Annotated in this window: 23 protein-coding genes; 21 read left to right on the plus strand and 2 right to left on the minus strand. The window is 71.5% G+C overall.

Features of this window, described 5'->3' with window-relative positions; all coding sequences use genetic code 11:
* Positions 1-46 precede the first annotated feature (46 nt).
* From ACIQTP_RS25290 to ACIQTP_RS25315, 6 genes are all read left to right on the plus strand, one after another.
* Entirely contained in the window at positions 47-1,486 is a 1,440-nt protein-coding gene (locus tag ACIQTP_RS25290) for an NAD(P)H-hydrate dehydratase (protein ID WP_403403333.1), read from the plus strand.
* Positions 1,487-1,717: 231 nt separating this feature from the next.
* The gene (locus ACIQTP_RS25295) at positions 1,718-2,596 is read left to right on the plus strand and encodes a L,D-transpeptidase family protein (RefSeq protein ID WP_403403336.1); all 879 of its coding nucleotides are present in this window, start codon (positions 1,718-1,720) and stop codon (positions 2,594-2,596) included.
* Positions 2,597-2,642: 46 nt separating this feature from the next.
* Positions 2,643-3,797 carry an alanine racemase gene (gene alr, locus ACIQTP_RS25300; RefSeq protein WP_403403339.1) on the plus strand — a complete coding sequence of 385 codons (1,155 nt, stop codon included), beginning with the start codon at positions 2,643-2,645 and terminating at the stop codon, positions 3,795-3,797.
* A gap of 159 nt (positions 3,798-3,956) precedes the next feature.
* Positions 3,957-5,195, plus strand: a complete 1,239-nt coding sequence (locus tag ACIQTP_RS25305) for an alpha/beta fold hydrolase (protein ID WP_403403342.1) — start codon at positions 3,957-3,959, stop codon at positions 5,193-5,195.
* Complete coding sequence (tsaE, locus tag ACIQTP_RS25310) at positions 5,161-5,694, plus strand: tRNA (adenosine(37)-N6)-threonylcarbamoyltransferase complex ATPase subunit type 1 TsaE (protein ID WP_403403345.1); 534 nt, start codon at positions 5,161-5,163, stop codon at positions 5,692-5,694. Before ACIQTP_RS25305 ends, tsaE begins: the two co-directional genes overlap by 35 nt.
* A gap of 150 nt (positions 5,695-5,844) precedes the next feature.
* Entirely contained in the window at positions 5,845-6,009 is a 165-nt protein-coding gene (locus ACIQTP_RS25315) for a hypothetical protein (protein ID WP_403403348.1), read from the plus strand.
* A gap of 116 nt (positions 6,010-6,125) precedes the next feature.
* Here ACIQTP_RS25315 and ACIQTP_RS25320 read toward each other — a convergent pair whose 3' ends face one another.
* Positions 6,126-6,680: a hypothetical protein gene (locus ACIQTP_RS25320; RefSeq protein ID WP_403403351.1), complete on the minus strand. Its 555-nt coding sequence runs from the start codon at positions 6,678-6,680 to the stop codon at positions 6,126-6,128.
* A 122-nt stretch (positions 6,681-6,802) separates the two neighbouring features.
* Between ACIQTP_RS25320 and tsaB the strand changes: the two genes are divergently transcribed.
* The 12 genes from tsaB (at position 6,803) to ACIQTP_RS25380 (ending at position 20,067) form a co-directional block, all read left to right on the plus strand.
* Positions 6,803-7,474, plus strand: a complete 672-nt coding sequence (gene tsaB, locus ACIQTP_RS25325) for a tRNA (adenosine(37)-N6)-threonylcarbamoyltransferase complex dimerization subunit type 1 TsaB (protein WP_403403354.1) — start codon at positions 6,803-6,805, stop codon at positions 7,472-7,474.
* 17 nt (positions 7,475-7,491) lie between these two features.
* On the plus strand, positions 7,492-7,998 hold the full coding sequence (rimI, locus tag ACIQTP_RS25330) for a ribosomal protein S18-alanine N-acetyltransferase (protein WP_402035991.1): 507 nt from the start codon (positions 7,492-7,494) through the stop codon (positions 7,996-7,998).
* A complete protein-coding gene (gene tsaD / locus ACIQTP_RS25335) occupies positions 7,991-9,094 on the plus strand; it encodes a tRNA (adenosine(37)-N6)-threonylcarbamoyltransferase complex transferase subunit TsaD (RefSeq protein WP_403403356.1) in 1,104 nt (367 codons plus the stop codon). Before rimI ends, tsaD begins: the two co-directional genes overlap by 8 nt.
* Complete coding sequence (locus ACIQTP_RS25340) at positions 9,091-9,342, plus strand: hypothetical protein (RefSeq protein WP_402034756.1); 252 nt, start codon at positions 9,091-9,093, stop codon at positions 9,340-9,342. The genes tsaD and ACIQTP_RS25340 overlap by 4 nt, the downstream gene beginning before the upstream one ends.
* Before the next feature lie 112 nt (positions 9,343-9,454).
* Positions 9,455-10,495, plus strand: a complete 1,041-nt coding sequence (locus ACIQTP_RS25345; RefSeq protein WP_403403359.1) for a LacI family DNA-binding transcriptional regulator — start codon at positions 9,455-9,457, stop codon at positions 10,493-10,495.
* Positions 10,496-10,753: 258 nt separating this feature from the next.
* Positions 10,754-12,064 (plus strand): extracellular solute-binding protein, encoded by a 1,311-nt coding sequence (locus tag ACIQTP_RS25350; RefSeq protein WP_403403362.1) that lies wholly within the window; start codon positions 10,754-10,756, stop codon positions 12,062-12,064.
* Positions 12,065-12,073: 9 nt separating this feature from the next.
* A complete protein-coding gene (locus ACIQTP_RS25355; protein WP_403403365.1) occupies positions 12,074-13,090 on the plus strand; it encodes a carbohydrate ABC transporter permease in 1,017 nt (338 codons plus the stop codon).
* Positions 13,087-13,968 carry a carbohydrate ABC transporter permease gene (locus ACIQTP_RS25360; RefSeq protein ID WP_403403368.1) on the plus strand — a complete coding sequence of 294 codons (882 nt, stop codon included), beginning with the start codon at positions 13,087-13,089 and terminating at the stop codon, positions 13,966-13,968. Before ACIQTP_RS25355 ends, ACIQTP_RS25360 begins: the two co-directional genes overlap by 4 nt.
* Before the next feature lie 33 nt (positions 13,969-14,001).
* A complete protein-coding gene (locus tag ACIQTP_RS25365; protein ID WP_403403371.1) occupies positions 14,002-16,227 on the plus strand; it encodes a glycoside hydrolase family 3 N-terminal domain-containing protein in 2,226 nt (741 codons plus the stop codon).
* Between the two features lie 134 nt (positions 16,228-16,361).
* A complete protein-coding gene (locus ACIQTP_RS25370) occupies positions 16,362-17,423 on the plus strand; it encodes a LacI family DNA-binding transcriptional regulator (RefSeq protein ID WP_403403374.1) in 1,062 nt (353 codons plus the stop codon).
* Between the two features lie 87 nt (positions 17,424-17,510).
* On the plus strand, positions 17,511-18,866 hold the full coding sequence (locus ACIQTP_RS25375; RefSeq protein ID WP_403403377.1) for an endo-1,4-beta-xylanase: 1,356 nt from the start codon (positions 17,511-17,513) through the stop codon (positions 18,864-18,866).
* Between the two features lie 202 nt (positions 18,867-19,068).
* Positions 19,069-20,067: an LCP family protein gene (locus ACIQTP_RS25380; RefSeq protein ID WP_403403436.1), complete on the plus strand. Its 999-nt coding sequence runs from the start codon at positions 19,069-19,071 to the stop codon at positions 20,065-20,067.
* On the opposite strand, the gene ACIQTP_RS25385 is transcribed toward ACIQTP_RS25380, so the two are convergent.
* On the minus strand, positions 20,060-20,665 hold the full coding sequence (locus tag ACIQTP_RS25385; RefSeq protein WP_403403380.1) for a class I SAM-dependent methyltransferase: 606 nt from the start codon (positions 20,663-20,665) through the stop codon (positions 20,060-20,062). The genes ACIQTP_RS25380 and ACIQTP_RS25385 overlap by 8 nt on opposite strands.
* A 318-nt stretch (positions 20,666-20,983) precedes the next feature.
* On the opposite strand from ACIQTP_RS25385, the gene ACIQTP_RS25390 reads away from it, so the two are divergent.
* From ACIQTP_RS25390 to ACIQTP_RS25400, 3 genes are all read left to right on the plus strand, one after another.
* Positions 20,984-21,853, plus strand: coding sequence for a hypothetical protein (locus ACIQTP_RS25390; RefSeq protein ID WP_403403383.1), 870 nt, complete (start codon positions 20,984-20,986; stop codon positions 21,851-21,853).
* 59 nt (positions 21,854-21,912) lie between these two features.
* Positions 21,913-22,491 (plus strand): Uma2 family endonuclease, encoded by a 579-nt coding sequence (locus ACIQTP_RS25395; RefSeq protein WP_355302824.1) that lies wholly within the window; start codon positions 21,913-21,915, stop codon positions 22,489-22,491.
* Positions 22,492-22,634: 143 nt separating this feature from the next.
* Entirely contained in the window at positions 22,635-22,991 is a 357-nt protein-coding gene (locus ACIQTP_RS25400) for a YciI family protein (RefSeq protein WP_060901481.1), read from the plus strand.
* Positions 22,992-23,082 lie beyond the last annotated feature (91 nt).

Below are 23,082 nucleotides of genomic sequence, written 5' to 3' on the forward strand. Positions count from 1 at the left end.
GGCGGCCGGGGCGGCGCGGTGAGCCCGCGTACGGGAGACTCGACCCATGCGTACTGCGTACAGCGTGGAGACGGTCAGGGCGGCAGAGCGTGAGCTGATGGCGCGGCTCGCGGAGGGTGCGCTGATGCAGCGCGCCGCGGCCGGACTGGCCGCTGCCTGCGCGGACTTGCTGGGACGGGTGTACGGCAGCCGGGTCGTGCTGCTCGTGGGCAGCGGGGACAACGGGGGCGATGCCCTGTACGCCGGGGCCCGGCTGGCGCGGCGGGGGGCGGGGGTCACCGCCGTGCTGCTCGTGCCCGAACGGACGCATGGCGCGGGCCTGGCCGCGCTGCGGCGGGCCGGGGGCACGGTGGCCGGGTCCGGCGCCGCCGAGGAGTTGATCCTGCGGGCCGACCTCGTCGTGGACGGGATCGTCGGCATCGGGGGCAAGGGCGGGCTGCGGCCCGAGGCGGTGCCGCTGGCCGAGTACGCCGCGGACTCCCGGGCGGCCGTGGTCGCCGTGGACCTGCCGAGCGGGATCGAGGCCGACACGGGAGAGGTCCGGGGCACCGCCGTCCGCGCCGATCTGACGGTGACCTTCGGGACGCACAAGCCCGGGCTGCTCATCGACCCGGGGCGTGAGTACGCCGGTTCCGTACGCCTGGTCGACATCGGGCTCGAACTGCCCGAGGAGGCCGAGCTGGAGGCCCTTCAGCACGTGGACGTGGTGGCGCGGCTGCCGGTGCCCGGGGCCGAGAGCGACAAGTACCGGCGCGGGGTCGTCGGGATCGCGGCCGGGTCCGCGCGGTATCCCGGGGCCGCCGTGCTCGCCGTGTCCGGGGCGTTGCGGGGCGGGGCGGGGGCGGTGCGGTACGTCGGGCCCGCGGCGGATGCCGTGATCTCCCGCTTTCCCGAGACGCTCGTGTCGGACCAGGGGCCCGCGCGGGCCGGGCGGGTCCAGGCGTGGGTGGTGGGGCCCGGGGTCGGGGACGACGCGTCGGCGGTGGCGCAGGTGCTCGGGGCGGATGTGCCGGTGCTGGTGGACGCGGACGGGCTGCGGCTCGCGGACCGGTCCGCCGTACGGGCCCGTACCGCGCCCACGCTGATGACTCCGCATGCCGGGGAGGCGGCGGCGCTGCTCGGGGTTTCGCGGGAGTCGGTGGAGGGAGCTCGGCTGGCGTCGGCGCGGGAGTTGGCGCTTCGGTACGGGGCGACCGTGCTGCTGAAGGGGTCGACGACGCTGGTCGCCGATCCGGGGGGCGGGGCGGTGCGGGTGAATCCGACGGGGACGGCGTGGCTGGCCACGGCCGGGAGCGGGGACGTGTTGTCGGGGCTTACGGGGTCGTTGCTCGCGGCGGGGCTGTCGGCGTTGGACGCGGGGAGTGTGGGCGCGTATCTGCATGGGCTGGCGGGGAGGTTCGCGGCGGATGGGGCGCCCTTGGGGGCGCATGATGTCGCGGCGGCGATTCCGGAGGCATGGCGGGACGTCCGCGACGCGCTGCGCTGAGCCTGCCGCGATTTGTCTGCGGGCCGGTGGGGGCTGGTCGCGCAGTTCCTCGCGCCCCTGGGGCGGGGCTTCGCCTCGGCCCCCTTGGGTGTCGGTGGGGGCTGGGCGCGCAGTTCCTTGCGCCCCTTACGGGGGCGCCGCGTTGCCCATTACGGGGGACCCCGTCCGCGCGGCTCACCCCCGCTCGACCCGGGGTTGCGTATCGCTGGTCGCATGATGATGAGCAGACGAATGAGATGCCGGAGCGTGGGGGTGCTCCTCGCGCTGCTGGTGGTGACGCCGGTGGAGGGTGCGGCGGCGGACGCAGGGCCCCCGGCTCCCGGGCCGGGAATGGAGCTGGTGCCCGGCGTGGCACCGGGGCCCCATCAGCCGTGGCAGGTGGACACGCCGGACCAGATGCTGTCGCCCAAGGTGTACACACCGAGCGCGCGGGAGGACGCCGTCGAGCCGAGGGACGCCGCCGCGGAGACGGACGCGCTCATCGAGTACGTCCCCCTCAGCGAGGCCGCCGCGGAGAAGTCCGTGACGTGCTCCAAGCTGACCGGGCCGTACCAGCGGCAGGTCGAGCGGTGGCTGAAGCTGAAGGTCGACGGGAAGCAGTCGGCAGGAGACTGCGCCGCCATCCGGGCGTTCCAGACGAAACAGGGGATCAAGCCGAACAGCGGCTTCGCCGGCCCCGTCACCTGGGCGCGGATGCAGCTGCTGTCCGCGAAGAAGAACCCGAACGCGGCCGGCAAGTGTCCCGTGCGGTCGTATCGGGTCGCGTGTGTGGACCTGACCCGGCAGCTCACCTGGGTGCAGAAGGGGAAGAAGGTGCTGTGGGGACCGGTGCCGATGCGCAGCGGGCGGGCCGGCTACCGGACCAGGACCGGCTGGTTCAAGATCTACTGGAAGCACAAGAACCACTGGTCGACGCTGTACAACACCCCGATGCCGTACAGCCAGTTCTTCAGCGGCGGAGAGGCCTTCCACGCCATCTACGGCAGCATCTACGACCCGAACGGCTCGTACGGCTGTGTCAATCTGCGCCTCGCCGACTCCCGCTCCCTGTGGAACGTCACCAAGACGAACGACCACGTGTACGTGTGGGGCCGCAGGGCCGGGACCTGACCGTCCTCCGGGGGCCCTCGGGCCCCTCTGAGACACTGGGGGCGCGATGAACGACACAGCACCCCTGCGCGCCCGCGCAGAGATCGACCTGGCCGCCCTGCGGGCCAACGTGCGGACCCTGCGCGCCCACGCGCCGTCCGCGGCCTTGATGGCCGTGGTCAAGTCCGACGCGTACGGCCACGGCGCGGTCCCGTGCGCCCGCGCGGCGCTGGAGGCGGGCGCCACCTGGCTCGGCACCGCCACCCCCGAGGAGGCCCTCGCCCTGCGCGCGGCGGGCCTGACGGACCACCGGATCATGTGCTGGCTGTGGACGCCGGGCGGCCCGTGGCGGGAGGCCATCGAGGCCGACCTCGACGTGTCGGTGAGCGGTATGTGGGCCCTGCGGGAGGTCACCGCCGCGGCCGAGGCGGCCGGGATGCCCGCCCGGGTCCAGCTCAAGGCGGACACCGGGCTCGGGCGCGGCGGCTGCCAGCCCGCCGACTGGGCCGAACTCGTGAGCGAGGCGCTGCGCGCCGAGGAACGCGGGCTGCTCGACATCACCGGTCTGTGGTCGCACTTCGCCTGTGCCGACGAACCCGGGCATCCCTCCATCCAGGCCCAACTGAACCTTTTCCGCGAGATGGTGACGTACGCCGAGGAGCGGGGCGTGCGCCCCGAGGTGCGGCACATCGCGAACTCGCCGGCCACGCTGACCCTCCCCGAGAGCCACTTCGACCTCGTACGGACGGGGATCGCCGTCTACGGCATCTCGCCCAGCCCCGAGCTCGGCACCCCGGCCGACTTCGGGCTGCGCCCGGTGATGACGCTGAGCGCGTCCCTCGCCCTGGTGAAGCACGTACCGAAGGGCCACGGGGTCAGTTACGGGCATCACTACGTCACTCCGGGTGCCACCACCCTCGGCCTCGTCCCCGTCGGGTACGCGGACGGCGTGCCGCGCCATGCCTCCGGCACCGGGCCGGTGCTGGTGGGCGGCAAGTGGCGGACGGTCGCGGGGCGGGTCGCGATGGACCAGTTCGTGGTCGACCTGGGCGGGGACGAGCCGGCGCCCGGTTCGGAGGCGGTTCTGTTCGGTCCGGGCGACCGGGGCGAGCCGACCGCCGAGGACTGGGCGCGGGCGGCGGGGACGATCGCGTACGAAATCGTCACCCGGATCGGAACCCGAGTGCCGCGCGTATACGTGAATAAGGAACAAGGCGGGTAACCCGCAAGGAGTACAGGGGGTGCCCCACGCAGGACAACAGGGCAACAGGACATAGTTGCCCCATCAGTGGTACCTCCGGCACCACCCTCAGCACGACCGGCACCACCCCCCAGCACCACCTTCTGAAGTGAACGACACCCCGGCGAAGAGGAGCGGTACGTGAGCGAGAGCAGCGCGGAGGCCGTCACGGACGTCGCCGCGGCGGCCGTCGCCTCCGCCGCCGGGAACTGGCGCAAGGCCGGTATCGCCGGCGTCGCCATAGGCGTGGTCGCCGCGGGCGCCGCCGCCGGAGTCGCCATAGAGCGGCTCACGGTGGGCCGCGGCATGCGCAGCAAGGCCCGCCTCGCGCTCGACTCGACGGGCCCGTACGGCTCGCTGCGCGGCACGCCCGGCAAGGCGTACGCCGACGACGGCACCGAGCTGTACTACGAGGTCGACGACATCGAGCAGGACGTCACCTTCACCCCGCGCCGGCGCCGGCTCTTCGGGCGCAAGGCCCCGGCCCCCGTCACCGTCGTCTTCAGCCACGGGTACTGCCTCAACCAGGACTCCTGGCACTTCCAGCGGGCCGCGCTGCGCGGTGTGGTGCGCACGGTGCACTGGGACCAGCGCAGTCACGGCCGCTCCGGGCGCGGGGTCGCGCAGACGAAGGACGGCACACCCGTCTCCATCGACCAGCTCGGCCAGGACCTGAAGGCCGTCATCGACGCGGCCGTGCCCGAGGGGCCGATCGTGCTGGTGGGACACTCCATGGGCGGGATGACCGTCATGGCGCTGGCCGACCAGTACCCGGACCTCATCCGCGAGCGGGTCGTCGCCGTCGCGCTCGTCGGTACGTCGTCGGGGCGGCTCGGCGAGGTCAACTTCGGGCTGCCCGTCGCGGGCGTCAACGCGGTGCGGCGGGTGCTGCCGGGGGTACTGAAGGCGCTCGGTCAGCAGGCCGCCCTGGTGGAGCGGGGGCGGCGGGCCACGGCCGACCTGTTCGCGGGGATCATCAAGCGGTACTCGTTCGCGTCCCGGGACGTCGACCCGGCCATCGTGCGCTTCGCCGAACGGATGATCGAGGGCACTCCGATCGATGTCGTCGCGGAGTTCTACCCGGCGTTCACCGAGCACGACAAGACCGAGGCGCTCGCGTACTTCGCCGAACTGCCGGTGCTGGTGCTGGCCGGGGTCGGCGACATGGTGACACCGAGTGAGCACAGCGAGGCGATCGCGGATCTGCTGCCGGACGCCGAACTGGTGCTCGTCCCGGACGGCGGGCATCTGGTCATGCTGGAGCACCCCGAGGTGGTCATAGACCGTCTCGCCGACCTCCTGATGCGCGCGGGCGCCGTCCCGGCAGGGGCTACCGTGGGTGGCTATGGAAGCACCAGCAGCAGCGCACAACCCGGCTGAGCCCACCGCGGAGGGCGTGAACGTCCGGATCACCGTCAACTCGCCCGAGCAGATGCGGGAGTTGGGCCTTCACCTGGCCAAGCTGCTGCGCGCGGGCGATCTCGTGATGCTGAACGGGGAGCTCGGCGCGGGCAAGACGACCCTGACGCGCGGGCTCGGCGAGGGGCTCGGCGTACGGGGCGCGGTCACCTCGCCGACGTTCGTCATCGCCCGTGTGCACCCCTCCCTGGGTGACGGTCCGCCGCTCGTGCACGTGGACGCGTACCGGCTGGGCGGCGGGCTCGACGAGATGGAGGACCTCGACCTCGACGTGTCGCTCTCCGACTCGGTGATCGTCGTGGAGTGGGGCGAGGGCAAGGTCGAGGAGCTGACCGACGACCGGCTCAACGTCGTCATCCACCGGGCCGTCGGCGACACCACGGACGAGGTACGGCACGTCACGCTCACCGGGCTCGGGCAGCGCTGGGCGACGACCGATCTGAGCGTGCTCGCGGCGTGATCACCCTGGGTGAGGGTTCGGGGGACGTGAAGGTTCCGACAAGTCGTCGGCAAGATGTTGCGTTCGGCGTCTCGGCCGTGTTCACATGGACCTCAGTCCGTAGTTAGGTCTACCTAACCACGCTTGCCCCCGAATCCCCAGGAGGCGTCCATGTCGGCTTCGGAACGTGACGTGCCGGTGCAGCAGCCGTGCGGCGGGGTGTCGATGCGGGACCTTTTGGCGTCATGTGCGGCGGCCGACGCGGTGTCCCGGCCGCCGGCGGCGCCCGTTGCGGAGGCGGTGCGTGTGGTGGAGCGGCCCCGCAAGGCGGCGTGAGCCCTCCGCGGGGTGGTTCTCCGGCTTGCCGGTCCGGTGGGGGCTGGTCGCGCAGTTCCCCGCGCCCCTCTCGGGGCGCTCCTGCGCGGGTCAGCTGATGCGTACAGGCCCGCCGACTACCGGATGACGACCACCTTCACGCCGATCGTCGCGAAGTTCCACATCGCGGTGCCGTTCTTGCGGGACTCCCGGATGCCGCCGAGTTTCTTGGTGGAGTCGGGAGATCCCGTGGAGCCGTCTACGGCGGAGCTGAAGCCGATCGCCACGCCGTCGACGACGGTGAAGCGGACGACGTGCTCGATCTGGGCGCCGTCCGATCCGGTGACGGCCTTGGAGCGGGAGGTGACGGCGTAGGTGCCGACCGAAGGGTCCACCGTGCCGGGGGTGACCTTGAAGGTGCGCTCGGTCCTGTTGTTCGCGGCGACCAGCCACACGCGGTCGTCGTCGATCGAGTAGACGACCCGCTCACCCGTGCCGGAGGCGGCCGGCAGCGCCACCGGGTTCTTCTTGTCCCGGGGTGCCTTCGTGGTGGGGACCTTGGCGGCCGCGCCCGCGAGGGGCTTGCCCAGGGTGTCGGGCACGTTCGCGGACGCCTGGTAGGCGAGGAAGCCGACCACCGCGACAGCCGCCGCGGTGAGCCCGGCCACGAATCCCGAGCTGCTCCTAGCCACCTTGCGTACCCGCCTCTCGTACCGCGTTCGTGTCCATTACGTCCTTTGTGGTGACGGTAGCAGCCGCCGCCCCGCAGACCGGGGCGGCCGTGCGTCGCGCTCGGGCGCCGTAGGCTGTTTGCGTGCTCTTGCTCGCTCTGGATACCGCCACCCCCGCCGTGACCGTCGCCCTGCACGACGGCACGTCCGTCATCGCCTCGTCGAGCCAGGTGGACGCGCGCCGGCACGGAGAGCTGCTGCTGCCGGCCGTCGACCGGGTGCTCGCCGAGGCAGGCCTCAAGCTGGACGCCGTCACCGGCATCGTCGTGGGCGTCGGCCCCGGCCCGTACACGGGGCTGCGCGTCGGCCTCATGACCGCTGACACCTTCGGCCTCGTGCTCGGCGTGCCCGTGCACGGCCTGTGCACCCTCGACGGGCTCGCGTACGCCGCCGACGGCGCCGGCGGCGCTCCCATGGAGGGGCCGTTCGTCGTCGCGACGGACGCCCGGCGCAAGGAGGTGTACTGGGCGCTGTACGACGACCCCCGTACGCGTGCCTCCGAGCCCGCCGTCGACCGGCCCGCCGACATCGCCGGGACGGTCGCCGGTCTGCCCGCCGTGGGCGCGGGCGCGCTGCTCTATCCCGACACCTTCCCGGACGCCCGTGCACCCGAGCATGTCTCGGCGGGCGCGCTCGCGTCCCTGGCGGCGGAGAAACTCGCCGCGGGCGAGGAACTGGAGGCGCCCCGGCCGCTCTACTTGCGCCGCCCGGACGCCCAGGTGCCCAAGAACTACAAGGTGGTCACCCCGAAGTGACCGCCGAGCTGCGCGAGATGCGCTGGTGGGACATCGATCCCGTACTGGAGCTTGAGAAGGACCTCTTCCCCGAGGACGCCTGGTCGCGGGGGATGTTCTGGTCCGAGCTGGCCCACGCCCGCGGACCCGGGGCGACGCGCCGGTACGTGGTCGCGACCGAGAGGGGCCGGCTCGTCGGATACGCCGGGCTCGCCGCCTCCGGCGACCTGGGCGACGTACAGACCATCGCCGTACGACGTGATCAGTGGGGCACCGGCCTCGGCGCCCAGCTGCTGACCGAGCTGCTGCGGGCCGCGACCGCGTTCGAGTGCGCCGAGGTCATGCTCGAGTGCCGCGTGGACAACGTCCGCGCGCAGAAGCTGTACGAGCGCTTCGGCTTCGAGCCCATCGGCTTCCGTCGCGGCTACTACCAGCCGGGCAACGTCGACGCCCTGGTCATGCGGATGCTCACCGCGTCCGACAGCGGCTCCGCCGCGGGTTCACCCTCAGTAAACGGCGTACAAGGAACAGAGAGCAATGGCTGACGAACCGCTTGTCCTGGGTATCGAGACGTCCTGCGACGAGACCGGCGTCGGCATCGTCCGCGGCACCACCCTGCTCGCGGACGCCGTCGCGTCCAGCGTCGACGAGCACGCCCGCTTCGGGGGTGTCGTGCCCGAGGTAGCCTCCCGCGCCCACCTGGAGGCGATGGTGCCGACCATCGAGCGGGCGCTCAAGGACGCGGGGGTGAGCGCCAGGGACCTGGACGGCATCGCCGTCACCGCGGGGCCCGGACTGGCCGGCGCGCTGCTCGTCGGGGTCTCGGCGGCGAAGGCGTACGCCTACGCGCTCGGCAAGCCCCTGTACGGGGTCAACCACCTCGCCTCCCACATCTGCGTGGACCAGCTGGAGCACGGCCCGCTGCCGGAGCCGACGATGGCCCTGCTGGTCTCCGGCGGTCACTCCTCGCTGCTGTTGTCGACCGACATCACCTCGGACGTCCGCCCGCTCGGCGCGACCATCGACGACGCGGCCGGTGAGGCCTTCGACAAGATCGCGCGCGTGCTGAACCTGGGCTTCCCCGGCGGTCCGGTCATCGACCGGTACGCGCGCGAGGGCGACCCCTCGGCGATCGCGTTCCCGCGTGGCCTGACCGGCCCGCGCGACCCGGCGTACGACTTCTCCTTCTCCGGGCTGAAGACGTCCGTTGCCCGCTGGATCGAGGCCAAGCGGGCGGCGGGTGAGGAGGTGCCGGTGCGTGACGTGTCGGCCTCCTTCCAGGAGGCGGTCGTCGACGTGCTGACCCGCAAGGCCGTACGGGCCTGCAAGGACGAGGGCGTCGACCACCTGATGATCGGCGGTGGCGTGGCCGCCAACTCACGGCTGCGGGCGCTGGCCCAGGAGCGCTGCGAGGCCGCCGGGATCCGGCTGCGGGTGCCGCGGCCGAAGCTGTGCACGGACAACGGGGCGATGGTGGCCGCGCTGGGCGCGGAGATGGTCTCCCGGAACCGGGCCGCCTCCGACTGGGACCTGTCGGCCGACTCCTCGCTGCCGGTGACGGACCCGCATGTGCCCGGTCGTTCACACCAGCACGGCCATGATCATGTGCACGAGGTCTCGAAGGAGAACCTGTACTCGTGACGGTCGCGCTGATGTGGGAGGCGCGGGCCGTCCCCGGCCGGGGCGAGGAACTGCTCGCCTGGGTGCGGGGACAGGAGCCGGCGACGCGGCCGCTGCGGCGGGAGATCCTGCGCGCGCCGCAGGACCGGGTGCTCGTCATCACCTGGTGGGATGCGGCCTACGACGCCGAGCTGCCCGAACTCCCGGAGCCGGACGGGGAGTTGGTGACCCGGGCGGTCCATCGGTGGCGGTTCGAGTCGGTCTCCTGACGCCTTCGTTTCCGTCCTCGTTTCCGGCTGGGCTTCACGGCGACCTCATTTTTCCGGAAGACTCCTGCAAAGTTTCGGCCGTGGGTGTGGAACGGTAGAGGGGCGGTTCGACGTGTCGACGGAGGTGGGCGCAGTGGCCCGGGAGAGCATCAAGAACAAGGTGACGATCACCGAGATCGCCCGGCAGGCCGGCGTCTCGGTGCCCACCGTGTCGCGGGTCGTCAACGGCCGCTCCGACGTGTCGCCGGAGACCCGGGCCCGCATCGAGGACCTGCTGCGGCGCCACGGCTACCAGCGCAGGTCGTCCGCGTCCGGTGACCGGGCGGCCCTGATCGACCTGGTCTTCAACGACCTCGACAGCCCCTGGGCGGTGGAGATCATCCGGGGGGTCGAGGAGGTCGCGCACGCCTCCGGGGTGGGCACGGTCGTCTCCGCCATCCACGGTGCGTCGGGCTCGGCCCGGCAGTGGATGACCAATCTGCGCGCCCGCGCCTCGGACGGCGTGATCCTCGTGACCTCGGTCCTCGAACCCCGGCTGCACGAGGAGTTGCGGCGGCTCGGGGTGCCGCTGGTCGTGGTCGATCCGGCGGGGTCCCCGACCCTCGACGTGCCGACCGTCGGCGCCGCCAACTGGGCGGGCGGGATGGCGGCGACGGAGCATCTGCTCGGGCTCGGGCACCGGCGGATCGGCTTTGTCGCCGGGCCCGTGCGGTTGCTGTGCTCGCGGGCGCGGCTCGACGGGTACCGGGCGGCGCTGGACGGGGCGGGGGTGGCGGTCGACGACGCGCTGATCGTGCCCGGGGACTTCTACCATCAGGCCGGCTTCGACGGCTGCAACACGCTGCTCGACCTGGAGGAACCGCCGACCGCCGTGTTCGCGGCGAGTGATCAGATGGCGCTCGGGGCGATCGAGGCGTTGCGGCGGCGGGGGTTGCGGGTGCCCGAGGACATGAGTGTCGTCGGGTTCGACGACTTGCCGGAGGTCCGGTGGTCGGCGCCGCCGCTCACGACGGTGCGGCAGCCGCTGGCGGACATGGGGAAGTTGGCCACGCGGACGGTGCTCCGGCTGGCCCTTGGCGAGGACCCCGTCTCTCCGAGGGTTGAACTGGCCACTGAGCTGGTCGTTCGGGCGAGTACGGCGCGACGGGGTTGAGGGCGGCCCCATGGGCGGGGGCTTGAGGCTGTTCCGGGGCTGCGGGCCGGTGGGGGTCGGCCGCGCCCCGCGGCGGAGCCGCTGATGTACACAGCCCCGCGCCCCTTCAGGGGCGCGGGGAACTGCGCGACCAGCCCCCACCGGCCTGCACATCGAGAACTCCCGATATTTGTCAGGGGCGTTGACACGTCTGTCGTACCCCCGTAACTTCCGGCGCACTCGGCCGATAATTCTCGGCTCTCTTCCGGAAGGTGTGCGATGCGAGCGTTGGGCAACACCTACACCTCTTTCTCCCGCCGGAGGTTCCTGGCGGCATCCGCGGCGACCGGACTGGGCGCGGCCGCCCTGAGCGCGTGCGGTTCGTCCGACAGCGGGAACAGCTCGGGCAAGACCACGATCGAGTGGTGGAACATCACCACCACCGACCCGGCGAAGAAGCTGTGGGCCCAGCGCGCCAGGGACTTCGAGGCCGCGCACCCGGACGTGAAGGTCAAGATCGTCACGCTGGAGAACGAGGCGTACAAGTCCAAGATGACCGCGCTGACCACCTCCGGGAAACTGCCGGACGTCTTCCACACCTGGGGCGGCGGAGTCCTCCAGCAGCAGATCGACGCGGGTCTGGTCGAGGACCTGACGGACAAGGTCTCCCCGTGGACGGCGAACTTCCTGCCCGCCGCGATGTCGGCCTACCAGTTCGACAGCAAGACGTACGCCGTTCCGTTCGACATCGGCATGGTCGGCTTCTGGTACAACAAGGCGCTCTTCAAGAAGGCCGGGATCACCACGCCGCCCACCACCTGGTCCGGTTACCTCGACGCCGTCAAGGCCCTCAAGAGCGCCGGGATCACGCCCATCGCGCTGGCCGGCAAGGAGAAGTGGCCCGGCATGTACTACTGGGCGTACCTGTCGATGCGCGTCGCCGGACTCGAGGCGATGCGGAAGGCCGCCACCGACGCCGACTTCACCGGCCCCGGGTTCGTCACGGCCGGCCAGCACCTCAAGGACCTCGTCGCGCTCGAACCGTTCCAGAAGGGGTTCCTCGGCGCCGCCTACTCCGAGCCCAACGGCGAGGCCGCCAGTATGGGCAACGGCAAGGCGGCCATGGAGCTGATGGGCCAGTGGGCGCCGAGCGTCGAGAAGTCGTCCGGCAAGGGTCTCGGCGCCGATCTCGGCTTCTTCTCCTTCCCGTCGGTGGAGGGCGGAAAGGGCGCGCTCACCGAGGTGTTCGGCGGGGGCGGCGGCCACGCGGTGCGCAAGGGGGCGCCGGACGCGGCGGTGGAGTTCCTGAAGTTCTTCGCGGAGAAACAGTTCGCCGAGACGCTCGTCAAGGAGACCGGCCTGATACCGGTGTCCAAGGACGCGCGCCCCGCGCTGACCGACCCCAACCTCACCGCCGTGTCGGACGCCCTGAACAACGCCACCGGCTTCCAGCTCTACCTCGACCAGGCCTACGCCCCCGCCGTCGGCCAGGAGATCAACGACAGCGTCGCCGCGCTCATCGCCGGCTCCAAGTCGCCCGAGCAGGTCGCGCGTTCGGTGACCCAGGTCGCCAAGAGCGAGAAGAGCTAGCGGCCGGCGATGACGCACTCGACCTCGACCTCGACCGCGTCGACGTATGTGCCCGAGCTCGGCAAGCCGACCGGCGCGACGGCCGTCTCACCGGGCCGGGGGCCCCGCCGTCCCGCCCTGCGGCGCGTGCGCGACTGGTTCGCGGCCTTCGTCTTCACCATCCCGGCGCTCGCCCTGTTCGGGATGCTCGTCCTCCTGCCGATGGGCTACGCGTTCTACGTCAGCTTCTTCAACTGGGGCGGATTCGGCTCGCCCACCGACTCCGTGGGGTTCGACAACTACACCCGGCTCCTGCACGACCCGGTGTTCCTCGGAGACCTGTGGCGCGGCTTCCTGCTCATCGCCTTCTCCCTCGTCCTCCAGCTGCCGTTCGCGCTCGCCATGGCCGTGCTGCTCAACCAGAGACTGCGCGGCCGGGCCGTCTACCGGATGCTGTTCTTCGCGCCGTACATCCTGTCCGAGGTCATCACCGGCGTGCTGTTCAGCATGATCTTCGCGCCGGGCGACGGACTCGCCGACAAGGTCCTCGGCGCGGTCGGTCTCGACGGCCTGGGCGGGCTCTGGTTCGCGGGCCAGAACACCGTCCTGCCCACCCTCTTCCTGGTCATGACCTGGAAGTACTTCGGCTTCCACATGATGCTCTACCTGGCAGGCCTCCAGGGCATCCCGGCGGAGCTGCACGAGGCGGCACGCATCGACGGCGCCGGCAGCTGGCAGCGCTTCCGCCACGTCACGCTCCCGCTGCTCGCGCCGACCCTGCGGATCAGCGTGTTCCTGTCGGTGATCGGCGCCATCCAGCTCTTCGACCTGGTGTGGGTGATCTCCGCGGGCGGTCCCGACCACCACTCCGAAACCATGGTCATCAGCATGTTCCAGTACGGCTTCAAGCGCTACCAGATGGGCTACGCCAGCGCGATCAGCGTGGCGATGTTCCTGATCAGCCTCGTCTTCGCCCTCGCCTACCAGCGTTTCGTGCTGCGCCGCGACACCGAAGGAGCCATCACCACCATGCGAGCAGGCCGATGAGCGCGGCCGTGAAGAGCGCGGCCCCTGAGAGCACGGTCCCGAAGAGTGTCGTACGCCGTCGGAGGCTGCGCACGCTGCCCGTGTACGTGATCCTGTGGCTGGTCGGCGCGGTCATGGTGACCCCACTGCTGTACGCCCTCGTCTCCGGCTTCAAGTCCACCGACCAGCTCTCCGGCAACACCTTCGGCCTTCCCCACCCCTGGGTGACCTCGAACTACACCTCGCTGCTCGGCTCGGGACCGTTCTGGCGGTCCGTCGGCAGCAGCACCCTCATCGCGGTCGCCACCGCCCTGCTGACCGTGGGGGCGTCGGCGCTCGCCGCCTACGCGCTCGCGCGGTTCGCCTTCCGGGGCAGGGAAGTGCTCTTCACCGTCTTCACGATGGGGCTGATGTTCCCCTTCGCGGTGGCGATCCTGCCGCTGTTCATCCTGCTGCGCACCTTCGGGCTGCTGGACAACCCCTGGGGCGTGATCCTGCCCCAGGCCGCCTTCGGCCTGCCCATGACGATCGTCATCCTGCGCGGCTTCTTCCGGGAGATCCCCGGCGAACTGGAGGAGGCCGCCACCCTCGACGGCTGCTCCTCGTTCGGCTTCTTCTGGCGCATCCTGCTGCCGCTGGCCCGCCCGGCGCTCGGCACCGTCTCCGTCCTCGCCATCGTGGGCAGTTGGAACAACTTCCTGCTCCCGCTGCTCGTCTTCAGCGAACCCACCTGGTGGACGGTCCCCGTCGGCATCCAGCAGTTCCAGGGCCAGTACGCCTCCGACGTGGCCCGCATCTTCGCCTATCTGGTCCTCGCCATGGCGCCCGCCCTGGCCTTCTACGCGGTCGCCGAACGACAGCTGATCGGCGGCATCACGCTCGGCGCGACCAAGGGCTGACGGCCTTACCGCCTTGTATACGTGAGGAGTTACATGACCGACCCCTGGCAGGACACCGCTCTGCCCGCAGACGTCCGCGCCGCCGACCTGCTCGCCCGTATGACCACGGAAGAGAAGGTCGCCCAGCTCTACAGCGTGTGGCCCGGCTCGAACCAGACCCCGGGCGGGGACATGGCGCCGCTGCAGCACGCCCTGTCCGAGGACATCGACCTGACACGGCTGCTCCCGCACGGGCTCGGCCAGCTGACCCGCCCCTTCGGCACCGCGCCGGTCGAGCCGGCCGAGGGCGCCGCCCGCCTCGCCTCCCTCCAGGAACGCATCCGCTCCGCGAACCGCTTCCGGCTGCCGGCGCTCGCCCACGAGGAGTGCCTCACCGGGTTCACGGCCTGGCGGGCGACCGTCTTCCCGACCCCGCTCGCCTGGGGCGCGAGCTTCGACCCGGCCCTGGTGAAGGAGATGGCGGCGGCGATCGGCGCCTCGATGCGTTCGGTCGGCGTCCACCAGGGCCTCGCCCCGGTCCTCGACGTCGTACGCGATCCCCGCTGGGGCCGTACGGAGGAGTCGATCGGCGAGGACCCCTACCTCGTGGCGACCGTCGGCACCGCCTATGTCCAGGGTCTGGAGTCGGCGGGTGTCGTCGCCACCCTCAAGCACTTCGCCGGCTACTCGGCCTCCCGCGGCGCCCGCAACCACGCGCCCGCCTCGCTCGGCCCGCGCGAACTGGCGGACGTCATCCTGCCGCCGTTCGAGATGGCCGTACGGGAGGGCGGCGCGCGGTCGGTGATGGCCTCGTACAACGACCTCGACGGGCTGCCCGCCCACGCGCACCGCCGGCTGCTCACCGAACTCCTGAGGGAGGAGTGGCAGTTCACCGGCACGGTCGTGGCCGACTACTTCGGGGTGTCCTTCCTGGAGACCGCGCACGGGCTCACCGACTCGCCCGCGGGGGCGGCCGGGCTCGCGCTCGCGGCGGGCGTGGACGTCGAGCTGCCCGCCGTGCGCTGCTACGGCGCCGGGCCCCTCGACGAGGAGTTCGTGGACCGGGCCGCGCTGCGGGTGCTGACGCAGAAGTGCGAACTGGGGCTGCTGGACCCCGGATGGGCACCGCCCGCCGACTCCGCGTCCGCCGATCTCGATCCGCCGCACATGCGGGCGCTGGCCCGGCAGTTGGCGCAGGAGTCGGTCGTCCTGCTGGCCAACGGGGGTACGTTGCCGCTGGCGTCCGGGGTGCGGCGGATCGCCGTGCTCGGTCCACTGGCCGACGATCCCGCCGCCATGCTCGGCTGCTACACCTTTCCCCGCCATGTCCTCCTCGACTACCCCGAGGTCGAGATGGGGGTGGGCGTGCCGACGCTGCTGGAGGCGCTGCGCGCCGAGCTGCCGGACGTGGAGTTCACCGACGATCCGGTGGCCGCCGACGTGTGCGTGGTCGCGGTCGGGGACCGTTCGGGACTGTTCGGGCGGGGCACCTCGGGCGAGGGCTGCGACGCGGCCGATCTCGAACTGCCCGAGGGGCAGGGGGAGTTGGTCGACAAGACGCTGGCCTCCGGGGCACCGGTCGTGCTGGTGGTGCTCTCGGGGCGGCCGTACGCGCTCGGGCGCTGGGCGGACCGGTGCGCGGCGGTGGTGCAGGCGTTCTTCGCGGGGCAGGAGGGGGGTCCCGCGGTGGCCGGGGTGCTGTCCGGGCGGGTGAACCCGTCGGGGCGGCTCCCGGTGAGCGTGCCGCGCGAGCGGGCCGGGCAGCCGTGGACGTATCTCGCCCCGCCGCTCGGGCAGCGGGGTGAGGCCAGCAACCTCGACCCGACGCCCCTGTTCCCGTTCGGACACGGGCTGTCGTACACGACGTACGACTGGCAGGCGCCGTCGGTCGACGACACGGCGTTCCCGACGGACGGCGAGACGACCCTGCGGCTGACCGTCCGCAACACGGGGGAGCGGGCCGGTACCGAGGTCGTGCAGCTCTATCTCCACGACCCGGTCGGCAAGGTGGCGCGGCCGGTGGCCCGGCTGGTGGGCTATGCGCGGGTGCCGCTGGAGGCGGGCGCGTCGGCGGAGGTCCACTTCACGGTCCCGGCGGACCTGGCCGCGTACACCGGCCCGGACGGCGACCGGATCGTCGAACCGGGGGAGCTGGAGCTGCGGTTGGGGGCGTCCAGCGCCGACGGCGAGGTGCGGTACGCGGTGCCGGTGACACTGACCGGGCCCGAGCGGGTGGTGGGCCGGGAGCGGCGGATGCGGTGCGAGGTGCGCGTGAAGTGAGCGGTCGGTCCCGCCTCCGGGGCGGCGTTGTCGAAGCAGCGGCCGAATGTTTCTAGCCAGTCTCCGAATGTTACGGACCTTCCTGAGGTCGGAGAGGGGTCGCCCGGCGTGCACCCGGGGATACGATCGCGCCCATGAATCCCGCGAAGCCCGTGGAGAAGCGGAGGGCGGACCGTTCCTCGGGGACCGCGACCCTCGCCGAGATCGCCCGCGAGGCCGGCGTCTCCGCTCCGACTGTTTCGAAGGTGCTCAACGGCCGGGCCGATGTCGCCCCGGCCACCCGCACCCGGGTCGAGGAGCTGCTGCGCGTGTACGGCTACCGGCGCCGCCGGGCCGAGGCGACCCGCTCACCCCTCATCGACCTGGTCTTCCACGAGCTGGAGAGCGCCTGGGCGATGGAGGTCATCCGGGGCGTCGAGAACGTGGCCCGGGACGACGGGCTGAGCGTCGTCCTCTCGGAGAGCGCGGGACGGCTGACCCCCGGGCGGACCTGGGCCGACCAGGTCGCCGCCCGTCGCCCGCACGGTGTGATCCTCGTCCTGTCCCGGCTGGACGAGTCCCAGCGCGCGCTGCTGACCAGCAGGTCCATTCCGTTCGTGGTGATGGACCCGGCGGGCGACCCGGGCGACGACGTGCCGTCCATCGGCGCCACCAACTGGCACGGCGGGCTGGCCGCGACCCGCCATCTCGTCGAGCTGGGGCACCGGCGGATCGGCGCGATCAGCGGGCCCTCGCGGATGATGTGCAGCCGCGCGCGCGTCGACGGATACCGGGCGGCGCTCGAGACGGCGGGACTGCCGGTGGACCCGGAGCTGATCAGAGTGGGGAACTTCCACCACGAGGACGGCTACCGGCTGGGCCTCGACCTGCTGCGCCGCCCCGACCGCCCGACGGCCGTGTTCACCGGCAACGACCTCCAGGCGCTCGGCCTGTACGAGGCCGCCCGCGAGCTGGGTCTGCGCATCCCGGAGGACCTGAGCGTCGTGGGGTTCGACGATCTGCCGGTGGCGCGCTGGGTCGGGCCGCCGCTGACGACCGTACGACAGCCGCTGACGGAGATGGCGGAGGCGGCGGCCAGGCTGGTGCTGGAGCTGGGGCGCGAGGAGCGGCCGGCGGCGGGGACCAGGGTGGAGCTGGCGACGAGTCTGGTGGTGCGCAGCAGTACGGGGGCGGCTCCGGCGGCCGGCCTGGCGTGAAGTGAACGTATTGACGAGTGGGGCATCCCGCCCCACACTCCTCCGAAGCCAATCGGTTGCACGACCGAAACTTTCGGAGGCACCCGCATGAGATCTCTGAGAACAGGCTTATCCCTGGGGTCCGTCCTCACCGGCATCGCCGCCCTCGGCGCCCTGCTGCTCGCGGCCCCCGCCGCCCACGCGGCCGACACCCCGCTGCGCGACCTCGCCGCCGCCAAGGGCAAGGCCATCGGCACCGCCGTCACCGGGTCCAAGCTGACGGGGACGTACGGCGACATCGCCGGGGCCCAGTTCAACTCGCTCACTCCCGGCAACGCCATGAAGTGGGAGACCGTCGAGCCCACCCGGGGCACCTACAACTGGGCCGAGGCCGACCAGATCGTGGCCTTCGCGCAGGCCCACAACCAGCAGGTGCGCGGCCACACGCTGGTCTGGCACAGCCAGAACCCGAGCTGGCTGACGAACGGCACCTGGACGTCCGCGCAGCTCAGCGCCCTCCTCCAGGACCACATCACCACTGAAGTGACCCGCTACAAGGGCAAGCTGGCGGCCTGGGACGTGGTGAACGAGCCCTTCAACGAGGACGGCACCTACCGCTCGACCCTCTGGTACAACGGCCTCGGCTCCGACTACATCGCCCAGGCCCTGACCTGGGCGCACGCGGCCGACCCGAGCGCCAAGCTCTACATCAACGACTACAACGTCGAGGGCGTGGGCGCCAAGAGCACCGCCCTCTACAACCTGGTCAAGTCACTGAAGGAGCGCGGCGTCCCGATCGACGGGGTCGGCCTCCAGGCCCACCTCATCCTCGGCCAGGTGCCGTCCACGCTCCAGCAGAACATCCAGCGCTTCGCCGACCTCGGCGTCGACGTGGCGGTCACGGAGCTGGACATCCGTATGCAGGTCCCCTCCGACAGCGCGAAGCTGGCGCAGCAGGCCGCCGACTACAAGGCGGTGTTCGACGCGTGCGTGGCGGTGTCCCGGTGCTACGGCGTCACCGTCTGGGGCTTCACCGACTCCGACTCCTGGATCCCGGACGTCTTCTCCGGGTACGGCGCGGCGACCCCGTACGACGAGAACTACGTGCCGAAACCGGCGTACTACGCGATCGCGGGCTCGCTGGGCGGGACCTCGACACCACCGCCCACGGGTGCCTGCACGGCGGCGTACAGCGTCCAGAGCCAGTGGAACACGGGGTTCACGGGGCAGGTGAGGATCGCCTGTTCCGGGGCCGCGCTGTCGTCGTGGAAGGTGAGCTGGACGTACGGCGCGGGCCAGCGGATCACCCAGGCCTGGAACGCCGACTGCACCCAGTCCGGTGCGGCGGTGACGTGCGCGAACGCCTCCTACAACGGAACGGTACCGAAGGGCGGATCAGTGACGTTCGGGTTCAACGCGTCATGGAGCGGGAGCAATCCGTTGCCCACGGTGACGCTGGGCTGAGGGCGGCGTGAGAAGTCTTAGATTTTCCGAAGGAAACCCCAGAAGAGGTTCCTGCTCGTAATAATTCGGACTTACGTTCCTCCGCGTGACTGCAGAAGAGGAGCGCGGGGGCGGACATGGGGCCGGGCGCGGGGACGGGAACGGGGTCGAGAGCGGGGACGGGAACGAGGGCGCCGCGAGACGTGCCGGACGGCGGAGAGGTCTGCTGAAGGCCGCCGGCATCACGCTCGCCGGCGTCCTCGTGCTCTCCGTTGCGGGGGCGGGCTGGGTCTACTGGCATCTGAACCAGAACATCAAGAGCGTGGACATCAACAGCGCGCTGGGCGACGACCGGCCGGCGAAGGCGGTGTCGACCCCGTCGGCGTCCGCGTCCGCCCCGGCCGCCCCGCTGCCGAGCGGCGCCCTGAACATCCTGGTCCTCGGCTCCGACTCGCGCAGCGGGAAGGCGAACGCCGCGCTCGGGGGCGGCGACAGCTCGGGCGCCCGTTCCGACACGGCGATGGTCGTCCACGTCGACGAGGGGCGCACCAAGGCGACGGTGGTGAGCATCCCCCGGGACACCCTGGTGACCCGCCCGTCGTGCCCGACCTCGTCCGGCGGGACGACCTCGGTGGCGTACGGCGCGATGTTCAACAGCGCGTACTCGGTGGGCGGTCCGGTCTGCGCGGTGAAGACCGTCGAGTCCCTCACCGACGTCCGCATGGACCACTACATCGAGATCGACTTCTCCGGCTTCGCGAAGCTGGTGGACGCGCTCGGCGGCGTCACGGTCACGACGGACCAGAACATCGACGACGACAAGAGCCATCTGCACCTGAAGGCGGGCACCCACCACCTGGGCGGCACCCAGGCACTGGCGCTGGCCCGCACCCGGCACGGCATAGGCGACGGCAGCGACCTCGGCCGCATAGGCCTCCAGCAGAAGCTGGTGAAGGCACTGCTGGAACAGATGGCGTCGACGTCCCTGCTGACCGACCCCGCCAAGCTCTACAAGGTCGCCGACGCCGTCACCGGCAGTCTGACGACGGACACGGGGCTCGACTCACTGGGCGAACTGATGAAGCTCGGCCAGAGTCTGAAGTCCCTCTCCTCCGACAAGGTCAGGACGATCACCATGCCGGTGGTGACGGCCCCCTCGAACCCCAACCGGGTGGTGGCCCACGAGCCGGAGGCGAGCGACCTATGGGCCTCGCTCAAATGACCCGGTCGACCCCGCCGACCCGGTACGTCAACAGATAACGCCAGTAGAGGAGTTGACGGACGCGGGAGCCGGGCAGCAGCCGGTCCGCCTCGCTCCGGACGTCCGCCAGCGACATCCGCGGCTCGCGCACCGGCGCCCGCAGGAGCACGGCTTCGCTTCCGCGCAGCCGCTCGCCCATCGCCACCCCCGCCCGCGCCACGGCGTTGGCGGGCACGGCGGCGAGGTCCCACCAGCTGATTCCCGCGTAGCAGCCCAGCACCAGCAGCACCCCGCCGGGCGCGAGCGCCTCCCGGAACCTGGTCACCGTGCCGAACGGCATGTGATGCAGGCTCGCCAGACAGGTGATGACGTCGTAGTGCCCCTTCGGCAGCCCGGCGGAGGCGACGTCCGTCCGCCGGAACCGAGGCCCGCCCCCGATCCGTTGCGCCGCGCCGATCACCTCGGCGGACGGATCGACGGCGTCGACCTCATAGCCCCGCGCCGCCATCCGTCGCGCGAAACCCCCGGTGCCACAGCCGACGTCGAGGGCGATACGCCCGTGCTTCGGCAACTTCCGCAGCAGCATCCGGTGGTAGTGATCGTCGTGATCGAAGGGCATACGGGAACCTGCCCACCCGGCCCCCGGGTCAGCCCCGCACTTCCGCGAGCACGCCTGCGCCCTGTTCGCCGGGACTTGAGCTTCGGGGGTCGGGATTCGAGACGCTTTTGTATGGATTGGGCGGGAGGCCCTACCCGCCCACCCTCCCTGTCCGGCGGCCCAAGTGCCGCTCCGGCCAGGGGTGATGACTTTTCGTGATCGGGTCGCGGCGGAGCATGGCGGACGTGTGGCGTGCGCCGGGAAAGCATCGACCCCCGTGGGTGTTCTCAGCACCGCGCGGGGGTCTGACCACCGAGACCGAAAGAAGCGTTTCGACTCATGGCTGTCGCCCAGCTTAGTGCTGCCCCGCGCCCCTCCGCCCATCCCCTGGCCAATCCGGGTTACGGAAAACGGTCGGCGCCCGATCAAACCCCCCGTACGGGTCGCGACTTCGAGCACCTGCCCACCCGCGAGGCATCGATCGCGACGTACATCGACCGGCTCGCCGACGAGTCGGACCTCTCCATCAAGACCCTCGCCAAGCACCTCCCGTACGGCCAGTGCGCCCTGGCCACCGCCCTCAACAACCTCTCGGCGGCGGGCCATCTGCGCCGCGTACGCCGCCCCGTCACCGTCGACGGCTGCCCCCGCTGGGTCTGGCACACCTTCTTCTCGCGCACCGCGCACGACGACGCCTGGTGGAACGCCTTCCTCGCCGGGCGGACGCCGGTGACCGAGCGGCCCCCGGCGCGGGCGGCGCGCTCGACGGCGTACGGCGCGCTGGCCCGGCTCGGCAGGATCGACGCCCGGCTCACGCTGTCGGCGGGGGAGTGCGCGGCGCTGGAGGAGGAGGCCGCCGAGTGGTTCGCGCGGGGCGCGGGTGAGGCACAGCTCGTCCAGGCGCTGACGGCGGGGCTCCCGGAGCGCGTGGCGCACGCGTACGCCTTCGTACGCGCCCGGCTCCTCGCCAAACTGCCCCCGCCGCCCGAGCCGCGGCCACCGGCGCCCCGGTACGAGGTGGTGTGCACGGCGTGCGGGGAGCCGGGCGGGGGCGGTGACGGGCTGCGGGGCGGGTTGTGCGGGGGGTGCTGGGGCGGGCGGCCCGCCCTCGCGGCCGATGAGGTGCGCGCCCATGTCGGACAGCTGCGCGCCGCACTGCGCGCGGGGCCCCGTACGGGGACCAGGACGAAGAAAGGAGCAGGCACATGACGACCTTGCAGCACGGTCCGCCCGTGACCGGGGCAGGATGGAGGGGAGGAGGCGACGCCATGACCCCCAGCACTGCCGACCGGCCCCAGATGCTCGTCGAGGAATTCGAGGAGCTCGCCCGTCACGCGCCCGAGTCGGCCCGGCTGGAATTCCTGAACGGAAAGATCGGGGTCAAGCCCATGCCGGACGGCAACCACGCGCAGATCGTTGCCTGGCTCCTCAAGCGGTGCATGCAGTACCGTCCCGAACTCTTTCTCTTCCCGGAACAAGGTCTCCAGGTCCAGGCGTACCGCAAGGGACGCGCTCGGCCGGACGGAGCTCTGGCGCCCGAGGAGTACTTCGCCGGAAAAGGTGAGTGGGCCGAGCCCGCGGGCGTCCTGATGGTCGTCGAGGTCACCTCGCACGACCGGGACGCCGACCGGCGTGACCGGATCGAGAAGCCCGACGGATACGCGGCCGCCGGCATCCCCGTCTACCTCCTCGTCGACCGGGACACGGACAGCGTGACCGTGCACTGCGACCCCGAGGGCGGCGTCTACCGCTCGCTCACCACCCGTGCGTTCGGAGCGGTGATCGAGCTGCCGGATCCGGTCGGGTTCACGCTGGAGACGCAGAAGCTCAAGGACTTCGCCGACTGATCCACAGCCGCCGCACCCCGCCGAGAGAAAAAACTTCAGAGAAATCCGGGGACGGTGTCGAAACCGGTGTCTCCCGTTCGACGCACGGGTGAGAGGCAGGGAGAAGCCCCGCCTCCGAGGCACCACGGACACGAGGAGTCACCATGCCGCGTTACCTGTCGCTGGTCCAGATCGACGAGAGCACCGCGCCCGCCGAGGGCCCGAGCCCGGAGCTGATGCAGCGGATGGGCGAGCTGATCGAGGAGATCACCAAGGCGGGGGTCATGCTCGACACCGCCGGGCTGACGCCGTCCGCCCAGGGCAAGCGGGTGCACTGGTCGGGCGGGCAGCTGTCCGTCACCGACGGGCCCTTCACCGAGTCCAAGGAGGTCGTCGGCGGCTACGCGCTCATGCAGTGCAAGGACATGGCCGAGGCCCTGGAGTGGACCAAGCGGTTCCTGAAGGTGCACGAGGAGCACTGGACGGTGACCTGCGAGGTGCGGGAGATCGCCGAGGGCTAGTAGTGCTTCGTTACGTTGAGTGATCTCGGCTGATCGTGGGCAGCTTCCCGGAGTGAGGTTGGGGGAAGTGGACCGGCTCCGGGGCGAGTTG

Origin of the sequence: Streptomyces sp. NPDC090798, assembly GCF_044768965.1 — a bacterium.
Lineage (GTDB): Bacteria > Actinomycetota > Actinomycetes > Streptomycetales > Streptomycetaceae > Streptomyces.

What these genes read in the sequence shown, in the direction of transcription:
- ACIQTP_RS25390 (WP_403403383.1), top strand. Translation starts at nt 20,984, where the DNA reads ATGGCTGTCGCCCAGCTTAGTGCTGCCCCGCGCCCCTCCGCCCATCCC.
- ACIQTP_RS25315 (WP_403403348.1), top strand. Translation starts at nt 5,845, where the DNA reads ATGTCGGCTTCGGAACGTGACGTGCCGGTGCAGCAGCCGTGCGGCGGG.
- alr (WP_403403339.1), top strand. Translation starts at nt 2,643, where the DNA reads ATGAACGACACAGCACCCCTGCGCGCCCGCGCAGAGATCGACCTGGCC.
- tsaE (WP_403403345.1), top strand. Translation starts at nt 5,161, where the DNA reads ATGGAAGCACCAGCAGCAGCGCACAACCCGGCTGAGCCCACCGCGGAG.
- ACIQTP_RS25295 (WP_403403336.1), top strand. Translation starts at nt 1,718, where the DNA reads ATGAGATGCCGGAGCGTGGGGGTGCTCCTCGCGCTGCTGGTGGTGACG.
- ACIQTP_RS25355 (WP_403403365.1), top strand. Translation starts at nt 12,074, where the DNA reads ATGACGCACTCGACCTCGACCTCGACCGCGTCGACGTATGTGCCCGAG.
- tsaD (WP_403403356.1), top strand. Translation starts at nt 7,991, where the DNA reads ATGGCTGACGAACCGCTTGTCCTGGGTATCGAGACGTCCTGCGACGAG.
- ACIQTP_RS25370 (WP_403403374.1), top strand. Translation starts at nt 16,362, where the DNA reads ATGAATCCCGCGAAGCCCGTGGAGAAGCGGAGGGCGGACCGTTCCTCG.
- ACIQTP_RS25350 (WP_403403362.1), top strand. Translation starts at nt 10,754, where the DNA reads ATGCGAGCGTTGGGCAACACCTACACCTCTTTCTCCCGCCGGAGGTTC.
- ACIQTP_RS25290 (WP_403403333.1), top strand. Translation starts at nt 47, where the DNA reads ATGCGTACTGCGTACAGCGTGGAGACGGTCAGGGCGGCAGAGCGTGAG.
- ACIQTP_RS25360 (WP_403403368.1), top strand. Translation starts at nt 13,087, where the DNA reads ATGAGCGCGGCCGTGAAGAGCGCGGCCCCTGAGAGCACGGTCCCGAAG.
- ACIQTP_RS25400 (WP_060901481.1), top strand. Translation starts at nt 22,635, where the DNA reads ATGCCGCGTTACCTGTCGCTGGTCCAGATCGACGAGAGCACCGCGCCC.
- ACIQTP_RS25385 (WP_403403380.1), bottom strand. Translation starts at nt 20,665, where the DNA reads ATGCCCTTCGATCACGACGATCACTACCACCGGATGCTGCTGCGGAAG.
- ACIQTP_RS25375 (WP_403403377.1), top strand. Translation starts at nt 17,511, where the DNA reads ATGAGATCTCTGAGAACAGGCTTATCCCTGGGGTCCGTCCTCACCGGC.
- ACIQTP_RS25395 (WP_355302824.1), top strand. Translation starts at nt 21,913, where the DNA reads ATGACCCCCAGCACTGCCGACCGGCCCCAGATGCTCGTCGAGGAATTC.
- rimI (WP_402035991.1), top strand. Translation starts at nt 7,492, where the DNA reads ATGCGCTGGTGGGACATCGATCCCGTACTGGAGCTTGAGAAGGACCTC.
- ACIQTP_RS25365 (WP_403403371.1), top strand. Translation starts at nt 14,002, where the DNA reads ATGACCGACCCCTGGCAGGACACCGCTCTGCCCGCAGACGTCCGCGCC.